Annotated in this window: 18 protein-coding genes; 10 read left to right on the top strand and 8 right to left on the bottom strand. The window is 57.6% G+C overall.

Annotation, left to right across the window (positions count from 1 at the left end):
• The first annotated feature begins 60 nt into the window (after positions 1–60).
• From AB8B29_RS09880 to AB8B29_RS09865, 4 genes are all read left to right on the top strand, one after another.
• The gene (locus AB8B29_RS09880; protein ID WP_113118977.1) at positions 61–1,821 is read left to right on the top strand and encodes an ABC transporter permease; all 1,761 of its coding nucleotides are present in this window, start codon (positions 61–63) and stop codon (positions 1,819–1,821) included.
• A 21-nt stretch (positions 1,822–1,842) separates the two neighbouring features.
• Positions 1,843–3,174 carry an ABC transporter ATP-binding protein gene (locus AB8B29_RS09875; RefSeq protein ID WP_047638605.1) on the top strand — a complete coding sequence of 444 codons (1,332 nt, stop codon included), beginning with the start codon at positions 1,843–1,845 and terminating at the stop codon, positions 3,172–3,174.
• A gap of 648 nt (positions 3,175–3,822) precedes the next feature.
• Positions 3,823–4,887, top strand: coding sequence for an ATP-binding protein (locus AB8B29_RS09870; RefSeq protein WP_113118979.1), 1,065 nt, complete (start codon positions 3,823–3,825; stop codon positions 4,885–4,887).
• Positions 4,888–4,890: 3 nt separating this feature from the next.
• Positions 4,891–5,553 (top strand): response regulator transcription factor, encoded by a 663-nt coding sequence (locus AB8B29_RS09865; protein ID WP_037194527.1) that lies wholly within the window; start codon positions 4,891–4,893, stop codon positions 5,551–5,553.
• 14 nt (positions 5,554–5,567) lie between these two features.
• On the opposite strand, the gene AB8B29_RS09860 is transcribed toward AB8B29_RS09865, so the two are convergent.
• From AB8B29_RS09860 to AB8B29_RS09850, 3 genes are all read right to left on the bottom strand, one after another.
• Positions 5,568–5,969: a DUF4440 domain-containing protein gene (locus tag AB8B29_RS09860; RefSeq protein WP_113118980.1), complete on the bottom strand. Its 402-nt coding sequence runs from the start codon at positions 5,967–5,969 to the stop codon at positions 5,568–5,570.
• A 54-nt stretch (positions 5,970–6,023) separates the two neighbouring features.
• Positions 6,024–6,410 (bottom strand): hypothetical protein, encoded by a 387-nt coding sequence (locus AB8B29_RS09855; protein ID WP_113118981.1) that lies wholly within the window; start codon positions 6,408–6,410, stop codon positions 6,024–6,026.
• 387 nt (positions 6,411–6,797) lie between these two features.
• The gene (locus AB8B29_RS09850; protein WP_037194520.1) at positions 6,798–7,586 is read right to left on the bottom strand and encodes an XRE family transcriptional regulator; all 789 of its coding nucleotides are present in this window, start codon (positions 7,584–7,586) and stop codon (positions 6,798–6,800) included.
• A 361-nt stretch (positions 7,587–7,947) separates the two neighbouring features.
• Between AB8B29_RS09850 and AB8B29_RS09845 the strand changes: the two genes are divergently transcribed.
• From AB8B29_RS09845 to AB8B29_RS09830, 4 genes are all read left to right on the top strand, one after another.
• Positions 7,948–8,166 carry a hypothetical protein gene (locus tag AB8B29_RS09845; RefSeq protein ID WP_092577546.1) on the top strand — a complete coding sequence of 73 codons (219 nt, stop codon included), beginning with the start codon at positions 7,948–7,950 and terminating at the stop codon, positions 8,164–8,166.
• A gap of 77 nt (positions 8,167–8,243) precedes the next feature.
• Positions 8,244–8,522 carry a hypothetical protein gene (locus tag AB8B29_RS09840; protein WP_113118982.1) on the top strand — a complete coding sequence of 93 codons (279 nt, stop codon included), beginning with the start codon at positions 8,244–8,246 and terminating at the stop codon, positions 8,520–8,522.
• A gap of 57 nt (positions 8,523–8,579) precedes the next feature.
• The gene (locus AB8B29_RS09835) at positions 8,580–8,996 is read left to right on the top strand and encodes a hypothetical protein (RefSeq protein WP_047562808.1); all 417 of its coding nucleotides are present in this window, start codon (positions 8,580–8,582) and stop codon (positions 8,994–8,996) included.
• Positions 8,971–9,636, top strand: coding sequence for a DUF6362 family protein (locus AB8B29_RS09830; protein WP_113118983.1), 666 nt, complete (start codon positions 8,971–8,973; stop codon positions 9,634–9,636). Before AB8B29_RS09835 ends, AB8B29_RS09830 begins: the two co-directional genes overlap by 26 nt.
• 66 nt (positions 9,637–9,702) lie before the next feature.
• Here AB8B29_RS09830 and AB8B29_RS09825 read toward each other — a convergent pair whose 3' ends face one another.
• Entirely contained in the window at positions 9,703–10,380 is a 678-nt protein-coding gene (locus tag AB8B29_RS09825) for a class I SAM-dependent methyltransferase (RefSeq protein ID WP_439006464.1), read from the bottom strand.
• 241 nt (positions 10,381–10,621) lie between these two features.
• On the opposite strand from AB8B29_RS09825, the gene AB8B29_RS09820 reads away from it, so the two are divergent.
• On the top strand, positions 10,622–10,918 hold the full coding sequence (locus tag AB8B29_RS09820; RefSeq protein WP_439006463.1) for a hypothetical protein: 297 nt from the start codon (positions 10,622–10,624) through the stop codon (positions 10,916–10,918).
• Between the two features lie 111 nt (positions 10,919–11,029).
• Here AB8B29_RS09820 and AB8B29_RS09815 read toward each other — a convergent pair whose 3' ends face one another.
• From AB8B29_RS09815 to AB8B29_RS09805, 3 genes are all read right to left on the bottom strand, one after another.
• Positions 11,030–11,236: a hypothetical protein gene (locus AB8B29_RS09815; protein WP_037200678.1), complete on the bottom strand. Its 207-nt coding sequence runs from the start codon at positions 11,234–11,236 to the stop codon at positions 11,030–11,032.
• 308 nt (positions 11,237–11,544) lie between these two features.
• Positions 11,545–11,841 (bottom strand): hypothetical protein, encoded by a 297-nt coding sequence (locus AB8B29_RS09810; protein WP_037200679.1) that lies wholly within the window; start codon positions 11,839–11,841, stop codon positions 11,545–11,547.
• A gap of 137 nt (positions 11,842–11,978) precedes the next feature.
• Positions 11,979–12,956 carry a polysaccharide lyase gene (locus tag AB8B29_RS09805; protein ID WP_037200716.1) on the bottom strand — a complete coding sequence of 326 codons (978 nt, stop codon included), beginning with the start codon at positions 12,954–12,956 and terminating at the stop codon, positions 11,979–11,981.
• A 331-nt stretch (positions 12,957–13,287) separates the two neighbouring features.
• Here AB8B29_RS09805 and AB8B29_RS09800 point away from each other — a divergent pair, with 331 nt between their 5' ends.
• Positions 13,288–14,448: a GumK N-terminal domain-containing glycosyltransferase gene (locus tag AB8B29_RS09800; protein ID WP_112440432.1), complete on the top strand. Its 1,161-nt coding sequence runs from the start codon at positions 13,288–13,290 to the stop codon at positions 14,446–14,448.
• 6 nt (positions 14,449–14,454) lie between these two features.
• On the opposite strand, the gene AB8B29_RS09795 is transcribed toward AB8B29_RS09800, so the two are convergent.
• Entirely contained in the window at positions 14,455–15,963 is a 1,509-nt protein-coding gene (locus AB8B29_RS09795) for an oligosaccharide flippase family protein (RefSeq protein WP_113118985.1), read from the bottom strand.
• Between the last annotated feature and the right edge of the window lie 68 nt (positions 15,964–16,031).

Genomic DNA, 16,031 nt, shown 5'->3' with positions numbered 1-16,031 from the left:
CGCGACTGGGGCGCCACGAACATGCATCATTCGCGACCTCTTGTTTTCAAGGGATTAGACATGGTCTTCCTTCCTAATGATCGGCGGGAGCGCAGCGCCGTTGCCGCGCTTGCAGGCGCCCGTATACTACCGAACGGCTACGACCTTGCTGCATTCGCTTTCATTGTCGCAGTCGCGTTTCTTGCGCTTCACGGCGTCGCGGAAATGCGGGCGCCGCTGTCGGGGCTTGCTGCCGCGCCGCTCACGCTCGATCCCGCCAATCTGCCTGAATATGCGCTGCGCACGACATTGCGCATGCTGGCCGCGATCGTCGCCTCGCTCGTCTTTACCTTCGTCGTCGCCACGCTTGCCGCGAAGAGCCGCCGTGCCGAAACGATCATCATTCCGGCCCTCGACATATTGCAGTCGGTTCCGGTGCTCGGCTTCCTGACCTTCACCGTCGCATTCTTCATGGGATTGTTTCCCGGAAGCCAGCTCGGTGCCGAGTGCGCCTCGATCTTTGCGATCTTCACCAGCCAAGCTTGGAACATGGCCTTTTCTTTCTATCAGTCGCTACGGACGGTGCCCCGCGACCTCGATGAAGTCAGCCGTGGATTCGGCCTCTCCACCTGGCAACGCTTTTGGCGGCTGGAGGCACCTTTCGCTGCGCCCGGTCTTATATGGAACACGATGATGTCGATGTCCGGCGGCTGGTTCTTCGTGGTTGCTTCGGAGGCGATCACCGTCGGCAATACCACCGTACAGCTTCCGGGACTTGGCTCCTGGCTCGCGCTTGCCATCGACAAGCAGGACTTTGCCGCCGTCGGCTGGGCCGTGCTTGCCATGGGGATCGTGATCCTCCTCTATGATCAGTTGCTCTTCCGGCCGATCGTCGCTTGGGCAGACAAATTCCGCTTCGAGCATACGGCGGGACAGGAGAAGCCACGGTCCTGGGTCTATTCGTTGGTGCGCCGCACGCGCCTTCTGAAGCACCTAACCGCACCCTTTGCCGCCATCTGGGGCCGCGTGATGCTTATCCGGCTGCGGTCCAGCCCGACAATGGTTGGCCGCAGGCAAGGCGGACGGCGGCCGATTACGCGGGTCATCGATTATGGCTGGCTCGCCCTGATCGCTGTCGTCGGTGCCTGGAGTGTCTGGAGTGCCGTATCGTATCTAGATCAGACGCTGTCGTGGAACGACGTCGGGATCGCTTTTGCCGGCGGATTCGTCACCCTTGTCCGCGTCGTTGTCCTGATCGCGGTGGCCAGCTTGATCTGGGTTCCGCTTGGCGTCTGGATCGGTCTTCGTCCGGCCGTTGCAGAGCGTGTTCAACCCGTGGCTCAGTTCCTGGCCGCATTTCCGGCGAATGTGCTCTTTCCTGTTGCTGTGATCGCAATCGTAGCAACGGGTGCCAGCCCCGACATCTGGCTGTCGCCGCTCATGGTGCTGGGCACGCAATGGTACATCCTCTTCAACGTGATCGCCGGTGCAAGTGCCTTCCCCACGGATCTCCGGGAGGCTTCCTCGGTCTACAGGCTGCGCTCATGGACGTGGTGGCGCCGTGCGATACTGCCAGGAATATTTCCCTACTACGTCACCGGAGCGCTGACGGCGTCGGGCGGTTCCTGGAACGCGAGCATCGTCGCTGAACTGGCAAGCTGGGGAAACACGAAGCTCGAAGCTTTCGGGCTTGGTTCATATATCGCGAAGGCGACGGAGGCGGGCGACTTTCCGCGGGTAATTCTCGGCATAGTCGTCATGTCCGTCTTCGTCACCCTCTTCAACAGAACGCTCTGGCGGCCGCTCTACGTCTTCGCTGAACGCCGCCTGCGTCTCGATTAATCACATATCGGAGAACCGAACATGGAAAACGCTGTCATCTCCAAGAAGGTCGACATCACAAAGAGCTCGCCGTTGGTGCTGGCCAAACAGGTCTGCCAGACATACGACAAGGGGGCTTCAGGCTCGCTGGTCGTGCTCGAGAATGTCGATCTTCAGCTCTATCCCAATGAAATTGTGGGGTTGCTTGGCCGTTCCGGCTCGGGCAAGTCGACGCTGCTGCGCGCCATTGCCGGTCTCATCCGCCCCAGCAAGGGTGAAATCACTTTCGAAAGCAGGCCGGTGACCGGTCCCAATTCCGGCGTTGCTGTTGTCTTCCAGAGCTTCGCCTTGTTTCCCTGGTTGACCGTCTTGCAGAATGTCGAGCTTGGCCTGGAAGCCCAAGGGGTTGAATCATCGGAGCGCCGCAAGCGAGCGCTGGCGGCCATCGACCTGATCGGTCTCGACGGCTTCGAAAGCGCCTATCCCAAGGAGCTGTCTGGAGGCATGCGTCAGCGTGTCGGTCTTGCCCGGGCGCTTGTCGTTCGTCCCAAGGTGCTGCTGATGGATGAGCCCTTTTCCGCACTCGACGTGTTGACCGCCGAAACGCTTCGCACCGACCTTCTCGACCTGTGGTGCGAGGGTCGGATGCCGATCGAGTCGGTTCTGATGGTGACGCATAATATCGAGGAAGCGGTGCTGATGTGCGACCGCATTCTGATCTTCGGATCGAACCCCGGCCGTGTCATCGCCGAAATCCGGGTGGAGTTGCCGCAGCCGCGCAATCGTCTCGATCCGGCATTTCGTATGCTGGTCGAGGACATCTATGCCAGGATGACGGCAAAAACCGGTGCGCCGACACGTGACGGCTTGTTCCCGGGTACGGGCATAGCCATGGCGCTGCCGCGCGTCTCGACCAACCTGATGTCCGGCCTCATCGAGACGGTTGCAGCAGAGCCCTATCGAGGGCGGGCCGACTTGCCGCCGCTGGCGACACACCTGCATCTCGGCATCGACGATCTCTTTCCGGTGGCGGAAACACTGCAGCTTCTGCGTTTCGCAGATCTCGAAGGAGGCGACATCAAGTTGACGGCGTCCGGCTTGCGTTTCTCCGACAGCGATGTCGACGAGCGCAAGCGGCTCTTCGAGCAACATCTGGCAAGCTATGTGCCGCTTGCTGCTCATATCCGCCGCGTTCTGGACGAGCGGCCGACGCACCGTGCGCCGGCCCGGCGCTTTCGTGACGAGCTCGAGGATTACATGTCGGAGGATTATGCCGATATCACCCTCAAGGCCGTGACGAACTGGGCCCGCTATGCCGAGTACTTCGCCTATGACGAAAATGCTGATCTCTTCACGCTGGAGAACCCAAGTTGATACACGCGATCGGGTTGGATCCAGAAGGGCTGCTGGCGGATGAGGCGGCGGCCAAGCAAGAAGCGTTTTTGAATTTGATAAGCACCCAAGGCACGGCCTGACGCACAAGGCTCCAACGGGATCGCCGATCCATTCGCTCTCGCGGCCTGCTTGGTCGCGGGAAGGATTATGGTGCCCGGGGACAATGAAGAATCTGGCCGCCTGCTGGAGGCTCTCAGCAGACAGAATCGAAGCAACTCCAGCAACAGGAAGGACCAACCTCCCAAGTGCGAGGGCATTTCGGCAAGCGAGCGGCGCGCCTGAAGTACTATGCCGGGCTGCCGGGCGCAGATATTTTTTTGAGGCGCGAATCGGCTCATGCAATGGACCACGCGCCTATATTTTCGCGGGTTCTGCCTGCGAGGCAAACGCGCCTGCTGTTCGCGCCGCAGCTCGTCCGAACAGAGCAAGTCTCGCCATCCTTCGACGTCGGCAACGCTGCCGTTTTTGCAACCACTATGCAGGGAACGACAATCATGACCGTCGCACTTGATCAAATGACCCTCAATCTGGCACGGCGAAGGCCGCGGTTGTTTTCGGACTTTGGGTCAGGCAGTTTGCCATTCCCGTACGCAATGTGCTGCGAACGCTGAAACGGGGACGAAGGGCATGAGGCGCGAGTTTCTGAAGTATCTTCTCGAAATGCCGTTCCTTTGGCTCGGCATCGCGATCCTTGCCGGCCTTATCTTTATTGGCGACACGATCACCGACTTGGAGATCGCGTTCGCCGTTCTGTACGTGTCTGTGATCCTCATATCTGTGTATTCCGGGCGAACGGGAGCGATCGCGTTCGTGGGCGTCGCCTGTGCCGTCCTGACGGTCGTGAGTTACTTCCTGACGCGTCATGGAGCTTCGCAAGCAGGTCTGGTCAACAGCACGCTCAGCCTGCTCGCTATCGGCGCGACGACCTATCTGGCGATCAGGATCGAGAGGCTTGACGCAAGAGCGAGGCTCGCGCAATCCGAGCTTGCGCGGATGTCGCGCCTCATGATCGTGGGCGAACTCGGCACATCCATCGCTCACGAGGTCAGTCAACCGATTACGGCGATAGCTGCCAACGGCAACGCTGCGCTCCGATGGCTTTCGGCAACGCCTGCCGATCAGGATGAGGCGAGGCGCGCGATCGAGCGGATCGTCATGGATGCCGGGCGGGCAGGCGATGTCATCGGCCGCGTTCGCGGACTTGTGGCGCGGTCGGCTCCTTCGCGCGACAGGATCGACCTGATCGAGGCGATTACGGATGTGTTGGAACTCGTTCGCAGCGAGATCCGGAAGAGCCAGATACTTCTTCGCACCGAGCTTGCGAGCGATCTGCCATTGCTCACCGGCGATCGCGTGCAGGTCCAGCAGGTCATCCTCAACCTGATCATGAATGCGATCGAGGCTCTGACTGAAGTCGACGCAGAGACGCGTGAACTGCTTGTCAGTGCCGCTGCCGATGAAAGCAAGATCACAGTCAGCGTGCGTGATTCCGGTATTGGCGTGCCGTTGGCGACGCTCGACACGATATTCGACGCCTTTTATACGACCAAACCGAACGGCATGGGAATGGGATTGGCGATCAGTCGGTCGATCATCGAGGCACATGGTGGTACCGTCTATGCGGCGCCGAACTTCCCGCATGGAACCGTTTTCGGCTTCACCTTGCCGTCGGATGCGAAGGTGAGAGGGTAGGGCATGGAAGAGCAGCGATCAGCCGTTTATGTGATCGATGACGATGCGTCCGTGCGAGACGGGCTCGACAGCCTCCTGCGCTCGATCGGCTACGACACGCGTGGCTTTGCCTCGCCGCGTGACTTCCTGTCGCACCCTCGTTCGGTCGGCCCGGCCTGCATTGTCCTCGACGTCCGGATGCCGGATGCGAGCGGCCTCGATTTTCAGGACGAGCTAGCGAAGGCAGGTTATCTGACGCCTATCATTTTCCTTACCGGACACGGCGATGTGCCGATGTCCGTCCGGGCAATGAAGGCCGGCGCGGTGGAGTTTCTCCTGAAGCCGTTCCGCGAGCAGGATCTTCTCGACGCTATCCGGCAAGCTCTCGAAATCGATCGGACTCGCCTTCGGAAGGAAGCCGCGGCCATCGATCTTCAGGAACGTCTTTCGACGCTCACATCACGTGAACGCGAGGTCATGGCGCTTGTTGCGTGCGGCCTTCTGAACAAGCAGATCGCCGCTGAGATCGGCCTGAGCGAGATCACCGTGAAGGTCCATCGTGGTCAAGCCATGCGCAAGATGCGGGCCGACTCCGTGGCCGACCTCATTCGAATGGCCGATAGTCTCGGATTGACCAAAGCAAGTGTCGACCGTCGGGGAAATGGTGTGGCGCCCGGGCAGCGTTAGTCTCGGTCTCTTCGCTAAGCCGGTGGGGCGGTGACGGTGCCCTGATGAAATATCATCTGCCACCTGCCATCGATGCGCTGCCAGATCGAACTGCGCAAGACATGCCGCGGCGGCTTACCATCTTTTAATGGCCGAATGGCCCGATATGTCACCAGGACTGCATCGGGTGAAATCGATCGAAACGCGTAATCGCAGGCCGTGACCAACGCTGAAGGTTTATCCGCCGTCTCCTCCGCCAGCCGTGCGATGAGCTCATCTCTATCGTTATAGATCGTTCCCGAACTGCCGAATTCAACGAACCCCTCCGCCAGGAGCTCCGCCACTGCTTCCGGCGACCGGCGGATTTCCGGACGATGCAGTTTCTCCTCGAGCATACGAATTTCTTCACGCTCGCGCAGCGGAACTTCCGTGGCCATGGCAGCATCCGTTTCGGTTTGATTTCGGTGTGAAAGCCTCAATTTCAATGTGCATCAGGCCAGCGACTCCAGGATTCTTTCCCGCTCGACCTTGTAGACGTGGTCATAATCGGTCTCCCTGAATTGTTCCAATTCACTGGCGAAAAGCTCGGCTGCATGATGGCCGGCATGTGTCTTTTCGTCTTCTATGACCGCAGCTATCCGTCGAAATAGTTCGGACTCGAAATTGCCTGTGACGTTCAGTGCGTTCGGCCTTGTCAGTCTCGCCCCGCCATCCAAACGGATTGCAGAGACGTAAAACTCATCTTCGTAACCGGCGCCCGCCGATGTCAACTCGGCGCGCCCATAGAGCAGCAATCCGGTTTCCCAGCGATCGCAGAGGCGAATGCTCAGCTCATCGAACGAGTATTCGCAGGAGAACACATCGGTGTGCGTTGTCATTCTGCTGCCTTCGCGTTTGACGTGGAGTACACGCGTCCTATTTTCCTGTTGTCCATCATCACTGTGTCCGCCAGATCCGTCGCAGTAGTGTTGGGCTTACTGGGCATTAACGGCACTTCCTTTCAGCATGCTTCCGGCTTCCAAAATCCATGGCCTGTCCGGTTTCGCTGACTTCGTGCAAGCTTTTAACGCTTGCGCGGGCTCATTCCTTTCAGTGCCAATAGGCTCTTAATGAGAAATTGCCATTCAACACGATATATGTCAACATTATTTGTGTTTATTTAGATCGAGAAAGACACTAAAAGTGTTTGAGACCTATGACCGCCGACATATCCAGCAAAAGTCACAGATTTGGTGAGCTATGCGAAAGGAGAAAAGGCGGGCTTGCTACTTCCGCGCAATATGCCCGCAGATGCGGCCGATGATCGTCAGCCGCTCCAGTTCGACAGTGAATGTTTCCAGCGCCGGATTGTCCGAAATGATTTTCACCTGGCTCGGATGCGTGAAGGGCACGCGCTGGAGACGCTTGATCTGCGGTTCGGAATAGCCGTCGCTAATGGCGTAAACGGTATCGGTCGTCATCTGGTTCTGGGAGAGATCGACGATGACGCGATCGCCTGGCATATATGTAGACTGCATGGAGTCGCCGATCACCTCCATGATGATGGTATGGTTTGGCGAAGCTTTCGCCTCGTTGCGCAAATACCCCGCGGGAATCAGCCATTCCGCAACGATCTTGTGGCCGGCGACATTCCCGGAGCCGACGGGCAGGTTGATGACTTCGCCGACAACGCCGCTGCCGGCACCCAGCTTGACATCCACTTCCGGCGTTGCGCCTGCGATCTGCGGCTGCCAATGCTCGCGGCTGTAACTGAGCTCATCGTTATCTTCAGCGAATCCTTCATTGTATTGCTCGTCCGGATCGAAGGAGGTGACCATGTTCGGTACCGAGCGGGCCACTTTGCGCGGCCCTTCGCCGGTCAGGAGATAGGCTGCCGTCGTGCCGAATTTCTTGGCATAGCGGTTAGCGATCTCGGCGTTGAATTCGTTCTGGCCGTTCTCGTGCGCCCGGTAGGTGGAAAGGCTCACGCCGAGCGCTTCTGCCGCCTTCGTGGCTGATGGATAATTTGCGGCTTCGCGCGCGGTCTTCAGTCGTTCGCCCATGGATTTTTGCATCAGGTGACACTCGCAAAATTATTAACATAAATCATGTTGACATCGACATTATTATCAACATAATTTGTGTTTATCAAGGGGCCTGCGGTGCAAATCACCGTGGCCGGTACGCTGGCTTAACCGGCCTACGATGGAAAGATGTGTTTAGGGGTGATGGCATGATCGCGAGTTGGAGGGGCAGGAAATCATATTTGCAGAGGGGATATTTCGACCGCTTCTGGGACTGTCCAGGCTGTCATCGAGCTTTGTCGATCGCAGAGATCATCGAACTGCATTGCGAAAACTGCGACGCAGCCGTGGAGCCGGCGGAGATGGACGATGCCGAGCCTGCGACACCGGCGCCGAATCCGGAGGAGATGCCATGAGCGAAATGTTACAAGGCTTTCTGACATGTATCGGCGCCGCGCTCTTCTTCGCCGGTACGCTGGCGGCGATAAAATCCGTCTTCTGGAGATCAGAATATTCAGGCGATCAGGATGACGCCTGCGGTGCGCCCGAGGGTGACCAGATCCATTTCCGGATGACCGGCGACAAAGATGCCGGCGCGGCAAAGCGGACACGCTTCGCGAAACCGAGCTGAAAATCGGCTTCTGCACGAAAAATCAAACCACAGAATCCAACTCACAGACCTGGCCTTGCCGGCCAGAGGAGGTTGCTATGAATGAATTTCAAATCGGAACAGAAGCGGTTGCCGGCGGTCATCTCGGCTGGATTCGCAAGGTTCATCGCGCGACGAACGAGATCCTCAAGGATCGGAGTGGCGAACCGATTGTCTTTGCGACGGAAGATGCAGCAAAGGCCGCCGCCGGCGAGGCCATGGTTGCCTATCTGAACACGCCCATGCTGCGCGATGGCGCGAGAGTGGAGGCAATTTCCAAGGCGGAAGCTTTCTTTAAGCCCAAGCCGGTCGGCGTTGCGGCCGGGAACATGGCGTGACCGATATGCCGCGGTGGAACAAGCATACATTTTCTTGCGAAAGGAGCTGCAGGATCGATGACCAAGGGCAAGCTTGATCTTCTTCTCGATGGCCTCGGCATCAAGCTCGTTCCGGTCCATCGTCGCCGCGCGCCGGCCCAGAGCCATGCTCGCGGGACCATGCAGGAAATCCGGGGGCGATATGGCGACGGACATCTGGTCTTTGTTCTGCGCTGCATCCGTCAAACCGGAAATAATCGCGACGAGCTTTGGTCGGATACGATCGGAGCAGTCTCCGATGTTCTTATGCAGCGTCAGGATTGGGCGCTGCAGCGTCCGGGCGACCTGCTTGGCGCCTTCGACGACATCGCACTTGCTTCGCTGCGCTTGGATGCCGTGGCGAGGCGGCCTTGGCCGGTTCGCGCGACGCTGCGAACCCTAATCTATTGGGAATTGGAGAGACGACTTGATGCACCGACCCGCCTCGCAGTTTGACGATCTATCCCATCATGCGGCTGAGATCGCCGATCTGAGCCTGATCGTTCGTGCTCGCTTCATCGAGGCGGCCGATACGATGGTTCACCTCGATGTCCGCGGCGTTCGCCCGGACAGAATGCGCACGCTCTGGCCGGATGTCCTGCCCGAGTCGATGGATCATGCCGATCTCCGCATCCGTTATCGCCCGAGCGCTGCCGCCATCAGTCGGGCCGAAGAGGTGTTGCAGGATTGGCTGCGGATCCACGTCCGGGACGAGGAGCGCCGCATCCTGCTTTCGCGCTGGTCCGTTTGCCTTGCTGCACCTCGTGTCGCCGGATCTTTTCGGGATTTCTGCGCCCGAACCGGGCGTGTGCGGCGCACCGCGGAGCGGCGCATTCAGAGCGAATTTCAGAATGTCGCCGGCGCATTTCTCGCCACTTCGCCGATATTGCAGGAGCCTGACTGGTCGCGCATATCGCCGATGATGCCGAATTCGGCCGGCGGTTGCGAGCGGGTTAAACCGCCGATGACCAAACATGCAACGCATTGGTTGCCGGATGACGCCCGGCCGGTGTTCGATGCGGCCAGCCCTGAACTTGCAGAGCTTGCAAAGCGGCTTGAGCGCGGAAATCGCCGGCGTGCCAAGATGAAGGTCTAGATCGCGACGGCATTTCCGGTCCGAATCCGTATTTGCCGCTGTGGTCGACCTTGATCGTTTTTCACCTTATGGTGACATGCTGCTTTCGAATGCAAAGACGCCGCTTAGCCGAGGGCTTGCGGCGTTCTCGCCAAAATCCGGCATGGCATATTCTGCCAGAATCCGAAGTCGCGATGCCGGCAGGTGAGCGCGCCACGGGTCGCCGATTAGAACCACTGTGCCTTTTGCCAGACAGCGATCCAGAAATGCGGTGACGCGTTTTGCGAGGGCCGCTTCATAGAAGAGATCACCGATACAGACGACATCGACGGCGGGAGGTTCGCCTCTTGTCAAATCTGCGAGGACGGGCTGGACAGCCACGTCATTCAGAGCCGCATTGAGCCCGATGGCTGCGATGGCATAGGGATCGATATCAGCGGCATACACGTCTGCCGCTCCGGCCTTTGCGGCTGCAATGCCCACAATTCCTGAGCCAGCACCGAGGTCGAGCACGCGGCAACCGGCGACGGTTTCTGGCCTATTCAGAAGATAGCGAGCAAGTACCAACCCTCCACCCCAGTAATGTGCCCAATAGGGGGAGCCGAATTGCGGATCCCGCTCTGCGAGATGTCGCAAACCACTATGCGGGCCTGCCTTGTGCAGCCGAATCTCGGGAATGCCGGGAACGGGCAGAATCGGAAGATTGGTGGTGATGAACTGCCGTGCCCCGTCGAGGCCTGGGCCGCTTTCCAAGTTGTGGCTCAATGCTTCCTCTTGCTTCGCCTCTTGGGAACTATCATCAGATAGTCGCCGGCGAGAATATTGATCAATTCGTCGGACTGCGGAGCGCGATATTCTCAAGGGATTTCAAATAATTATCCATTGTCTTCGTCAAGATTCGTCAATCCTTGCAGAGCCGTTATCCTTCAAGGGTGTCGCCAACAGCGCCGAAAACTGGTTTGATCTGCTGCCCGGCCCGGCGGAACTCAATCGCGTTCTTGATGCCTTGAATGGCAAAGTCGGTCTCAACGGGGATTTCGGCAATTGGGAGCGCGCTGGCAAATATGAAGATCTAGCGAAGATCATGGGGCGTGCCGAATTGTGCCATGCCAAGGGTCGTTATTCAGCGGCAGGTCTTGACGCGGAGGACTACGCACGTTGCGTCGAACTTTCCGACGCTGCCGGTTACCGAGGCCCTTTCACGCTGATCTATGATTCGCAATACCATGAAGATGAATGGACTGGGATTCTCGAAGAACGCGATTGCATTGCAGGTGTCCTGCAAAAGGTCACAGCAGCATAAAGCCGTGTTTATCGGAACTAAAATCCAGTCGTTTGGGAGCGGTCTGACGCGTCTGTTTTTGCGAACTATGTCGACCGTTTCCAATGCGGCCCACATTGCATGACTTCGGTCTCAATGAAACTCATGGTCATGCAGCGCGCCAAGAAGCCGGTCCTGCGTTTGATAGCCGGCGTCGTAAAGATTTATAGCCACGTTGGCCGCGGACAGGCCCTCTTGGCTTTGTAACTTGATGCTGCGTTCGGCGCACCAAGCAAAAAGCGCGTTTGCAAGGACATCGATGTCGTCGGCATAAAGTGGCGCACTGACCATCATAGACATTCGCTACACCATTGTTGAAAGCTTGAACCGGATGGATGTAGCGCACACTGCTTTGATTTCTGAGATTTGCAATCGCCTTCGTCGGTCGACGTTAACGTCAGCCTGATATGATACACGTGACCTGTCTCTTAACGCGACATAGCGTCTTTGCGGCACATTATTGCGGGTTTGATGCGATCCGGACTGAGCCGGGTCCGGGTGCACGGCAAGTTTGCTTCTTGAATCATGGCGCGCGACAAGAAGGAAGGCGCCAAGCGTAAGTGCTAGCGCCACCATGATGGACAAAACTAATCTCGGCCCTGAAGGCATCATTGATGGGTTGGATGCGACGCCCTGACCGCGGCCTCGATCAATTCCTCTGCGTAAGAAAGCGCAGATGCCACGTCTTCACCGTCCAACTTCAATTCCGTGCATTTGCGATGCATGGCTCTGCGAATTTGTGACAAAAGCACGGCGTCGATATCAACCTCGCCTTCATCGAAGACATGCGTCAGGGCGGATTGAGCAACGATTTCAAGAACGGCAACACGGCCCTCTATCTCACCTAGAGATGGAATTGCATTTCTCTTTACATGATGCTTGCAATCGCGATGGGTGGTAAGCATTTCGGTGGCCTCCTCTTTAAGAGGACATAACCAACAAGAAGCAAAAAGGTTCAGGCGAGTTCATTAAAAAACTCGCAAGATCCTCGTAGCATTCCCCTTGCAATGTTTATTGACATCGAAACGCATCCGCCTGCCTGTCATTTCATCGGGCAAAGCTTGGGATCCGACAATACATCGGCACAGCGAGGCGACCGACGAAAATCATCATAGTAGAGGGTCCATACCGTTGTATCTGCGGCGCGATAGGGGCCAAACTTGAAATATTGGTTCTTTCCAAGCCCTTGGTCTGCATGTCCAATGTGTCCCGTGACCGTGACAATCCATTTATCATTGGCGAATATTTCGATATGCCCTGAGCCATCTGGGCCGGGCTTACTGTAAATGGCGAAGTCTATCCAGCCGGAATCTGGTGTCGGTAGTTTGTTACCACGATCGATTACTTTAATAGCGTTGGTGCAACCGGTAAACTCAGTGCCGTCTTCATTGCTCCAGTTGCCATCTGTGGCGACCAGCGCACGCATTTGATTGGTGTTCGGACGAAACCAGACCGGTGTCTCGTTATCGCTGCAAGCTTTGCCGGTGCTCTCGAGCTCGTCCTTCTTGGCAGTTGGGGCGACATAGTTCGTTTCGACAGTCGCGAAGAGCTTGCCGTTGTTGAGCCGGAACGCCAGGAAGGGACTGAAATCACCTTGTGCTTTTGGGCCGATCTCTCGCTTCCACTGCGCTATGAGATAGCGATGATCGCCTGAGGGAATGGGATCGGCGAACTTGACGGCAAAGCCGTACCAGACGCCCTTATTGTATGGAACGCGATATTTGGTACGCTCCCAGATTTCCGCTCTCTCGCTGCAGTTCGCCTTGCCCGGCGGGCACAATGGTTTGACGCTGAGCTTCAACGCCCCGGTGCCCGAGCGTTTGACTTCCGATTGAAACTCGACTGAGCCTGCTTTCTGCTCGGAGTTGTCGCGATAATAAAGATGACCGGATGGTGCGAACTCGCTGCCGTCGAAGCCATCGCGTAGCACCAATTGAGCCGGGTCGTCGGCCAAGGCCGGTGTCACGGCGCATGTGCAAGTGCATGCCAGGATAGCGGGCAGCGCGTATTTTGCATTCATGCTGGGATATTCCTCTGGCGAGATATTCATGGAGCGTAATCAATGACCTGTTCGCTTCGTGCGGGCAAGCGAGCGCAATGCGGTTTCACGATGCGTTGATAGCGACCACGGCAGATCCAGAGGCGTTCTCTGCATTTATTATTTGCAATGTATAGGCCGATTGTCCAACTTTAACTGCCTGTTAGACGCTTTGCGGTTCATATCGCCGCAAACTGGGCTTTGGTTGCGGTTATCAGCGCCCCGGACATGACGGTTCGTCGCCGCAACCTAATCGACGTTTTGATGTCGGGCATGAGAGAAACCGACTGAAGATCGCTGTTGGGGATCGCCCGTGGCAAACGGAGAAGCAGGGGTGGCCGGGGACGCGACCGAGCCACGACGAAAAATCGTCATTCTGACGTCGCATGCGTTTTTACGCGGTTATCGCAAGGCGTCGATCCACTTCGTTGCATCCCGCTGGGCCGAGCAGGGACACGACGTCCATTTTCTCACCATTGGCCATAGTTGGCTGACTCTGCTCAAGGATCGCCCGCGCTTCCGAGCCTTGTCGGGAAGCCAAGCGAATCGATTTCAGACTATCGGCGTCAATCTGAGGGCGGGCGCGTATCTCCCGCCACTCCATGCATTCAGTTCGAACAACCGCTTTCTGAATGCGGCAAATGCGATGCTCTTTCGGCTTTATGGCAGCTACCTGCCGCGCTTTGCCCGTCATGTCATAGCCGCTGCCGATCTGGTGCTGATCGAAAGCGGCTCAGCACTTGCTTTCTTTGACCGGATCAAGCGGCTCAATCCGAAGGCGCGAACTCTGTATTTTTGTCGCGACCTGCTGAGAAGCATACGCGCAGCACCTGTGCTGCAAGATATTCAAGCTGCCGCGGTTAGTCGCTTCGACGCAATTTGCGTTCCTTCGGAAAGGCTCGGGGCGCTGCTTCCCCAGGGTGGGCGTGTACGGGTCATTCCTCAGGGTGTCGATGCCGCCGTGTTCGATCGCGACCAGCCGTCGCCGTATCAAGCTGGTAGCCGCAATGCTGTTTCGATCGGTAACATGCTCTTTGACCAGCCATCTGTCGCCGCCATGGCTGCGGCCGCTCCGGATGTGAATTTCCATGTCTTTGGTGCGCAATGGAGTGGTTGGGCGCTGCCGAACATCGCCATCTACGGTGAGAGGGATTTCGAGAGCATCGTACCATACTTGCAGCACGCCGATTTTGGCATCGCTCCTTATCGCCTGACGGCAGATGAGATTTACCTGGCGGAATCGAGCTTGAAACTCGCGCAGTACAGCTACTGCGGTCTACCGATCCTGCTGCCTGATCTCGTTCCCTTTACCCGTGCGAACGGTATTGCCTATCGCCTTGACGGCGAAACCGCTTGGCGAGAGAAGGTCGACGCGGCGCTGGCGATGCGGCGTTCGCCGACTTTTCGCGATGGGATAATGACCTGGGACGAGGTTGCCCGGCAGACATTGGCTGCCGCTTTTGAAACGCCATGATCGGGCTTAGCCCGGTGCGACGAGGTTCAACAGACTGTTGACGAGCGGGCGTGATGCTCGGGGCAATTTTCCGCCGGCAGTATCCATCAGGATTCGTACGTCTTCGGGCGTAATCAAGCGCAGAAATCGGATTGCCAGCACGTAGGCGACGGCCCCTGCGGGAATAGCCGTCGCAACGGCCGCTGCTCCGTCGAAATTGTAAATGCCGAGCCCTGCGGCGGCCGCGCAAAGAAGGGCAGCCAGTATCGTTTTTGTCAACGCAGCAATGGGTATGGCAACTCGGACATATTTCCAAGCAGTCCGGCCGAGTAGTGCAAAAGTCAATGTCACGATCGTCGCGCGAGCAAGCGCGGCTCCCTCCAGCCCCATCAGTGGTACGAGAACGGTCAAGAGCATTATCGTCAATATGCCGCTTACGATCTGCACGCGCAGCAAAAGAGCGCTGCGCCCGGACGCGCCGATCATACCCCAGGGGATGACAGACAGGCCGCCAGGCCAAACAAAAGCGAGCAGCGTTGCCGCTGCTGGAATTGCGGGCTTGAAGGCATCGCCAAAGATCAGCGGCAAAAGATCGGGCATGATGGTTGCGCCGCCAAAGCTGATCGGCAGCATGATCAGAGCGACTATGCGAATGACGCGACTATATGCGGCTTGAAGCATCTGGCGATCATCTTTGGCCTGGGCATCGGTAAAGCTGACGATCAAGGCAGGCGATATCTGGAGCATGACCTGTTCGATGAGACCGGCCAGACCGAGACCTGCCGCAAAATAGCCAATGCTGGTGGGAGAGAGGACGAGGCCGAGAAATAGGAACTCAATGCGCGATAGGACTAGAATTTCGATAAGGTCGCTCAACCATATATAGCGACCATAGCGATGCATTTCCGGCGTCAGTGCTTCACGAGAAGGCCTGATATCGCGATCGATGTAGCCGCGCAATTTCAGCGCCTGCGGCAGGTAGCGCGCGATGTATCCGATCAGGACGCCGGTTGGACCAAGCAGCCAGGCTCCGATAAAAACGAGTGGGACCTGCAGTATTCCGCCAAGAACGGTGCTACGCGCGGTTTGGCCGAAACGATTTCTTCCGCGAGCGATTGCTGTGGAGAAGACGTGAAATGTGTAGCTCAAGAACAACAGCCCGGTGACGATCCAGAACCAGGCGTGTCGCGCGTCGCGCTGAACGTAAGTGATTGCGGCAAACACCAGTATGGCCGCACTTACCATGCTGACTGAAATCATGAAGCTGCGTAGCGCCGTGCGCACCAGCGCTTTCCAGGTTTCCCCATCGCCAGAGAGGCTGCCGGCATTGCGCAGCAACGTCTGCGGCAGGCCCATATCCGCCAATGCTGCTGCGGAGGTCGCAACCCATAACGCGTAAGCGACTTTGCCGGACCCTGCCGGGCCAAGCAGGCGCGCAGCTATGATGCCGCTCGCAAAGCCAGCAGCCAGCGAAATCGACGTCGCGGCCAGACTGATCAGCGAGCTTCTAAGAAGATTGGACGTAGTCGCACTCATAGCAATCCTCCTAGAAGGCTGTCGCATAACCTTGTGTTAAACGCAGGCTGATAATTTTCACTTGCGTT

It is taken from the genome of Rhizobium sp. 11_C7_N12_5 (genome assembly GCF_051811145.1).
Classification (GTDB): domain Bacteria; phylum Pseudomonadota; class Alphaproteobacteria; order Rhizobiales; family Rhizobiaceae; genus Rhizobium; species Rhizobium lusitanum.
The sequence above is the reverse complement of the archived record's forward strand: the minus strand, read 5'-3'. Positions and strand labels throughout refer to the sequence as shown.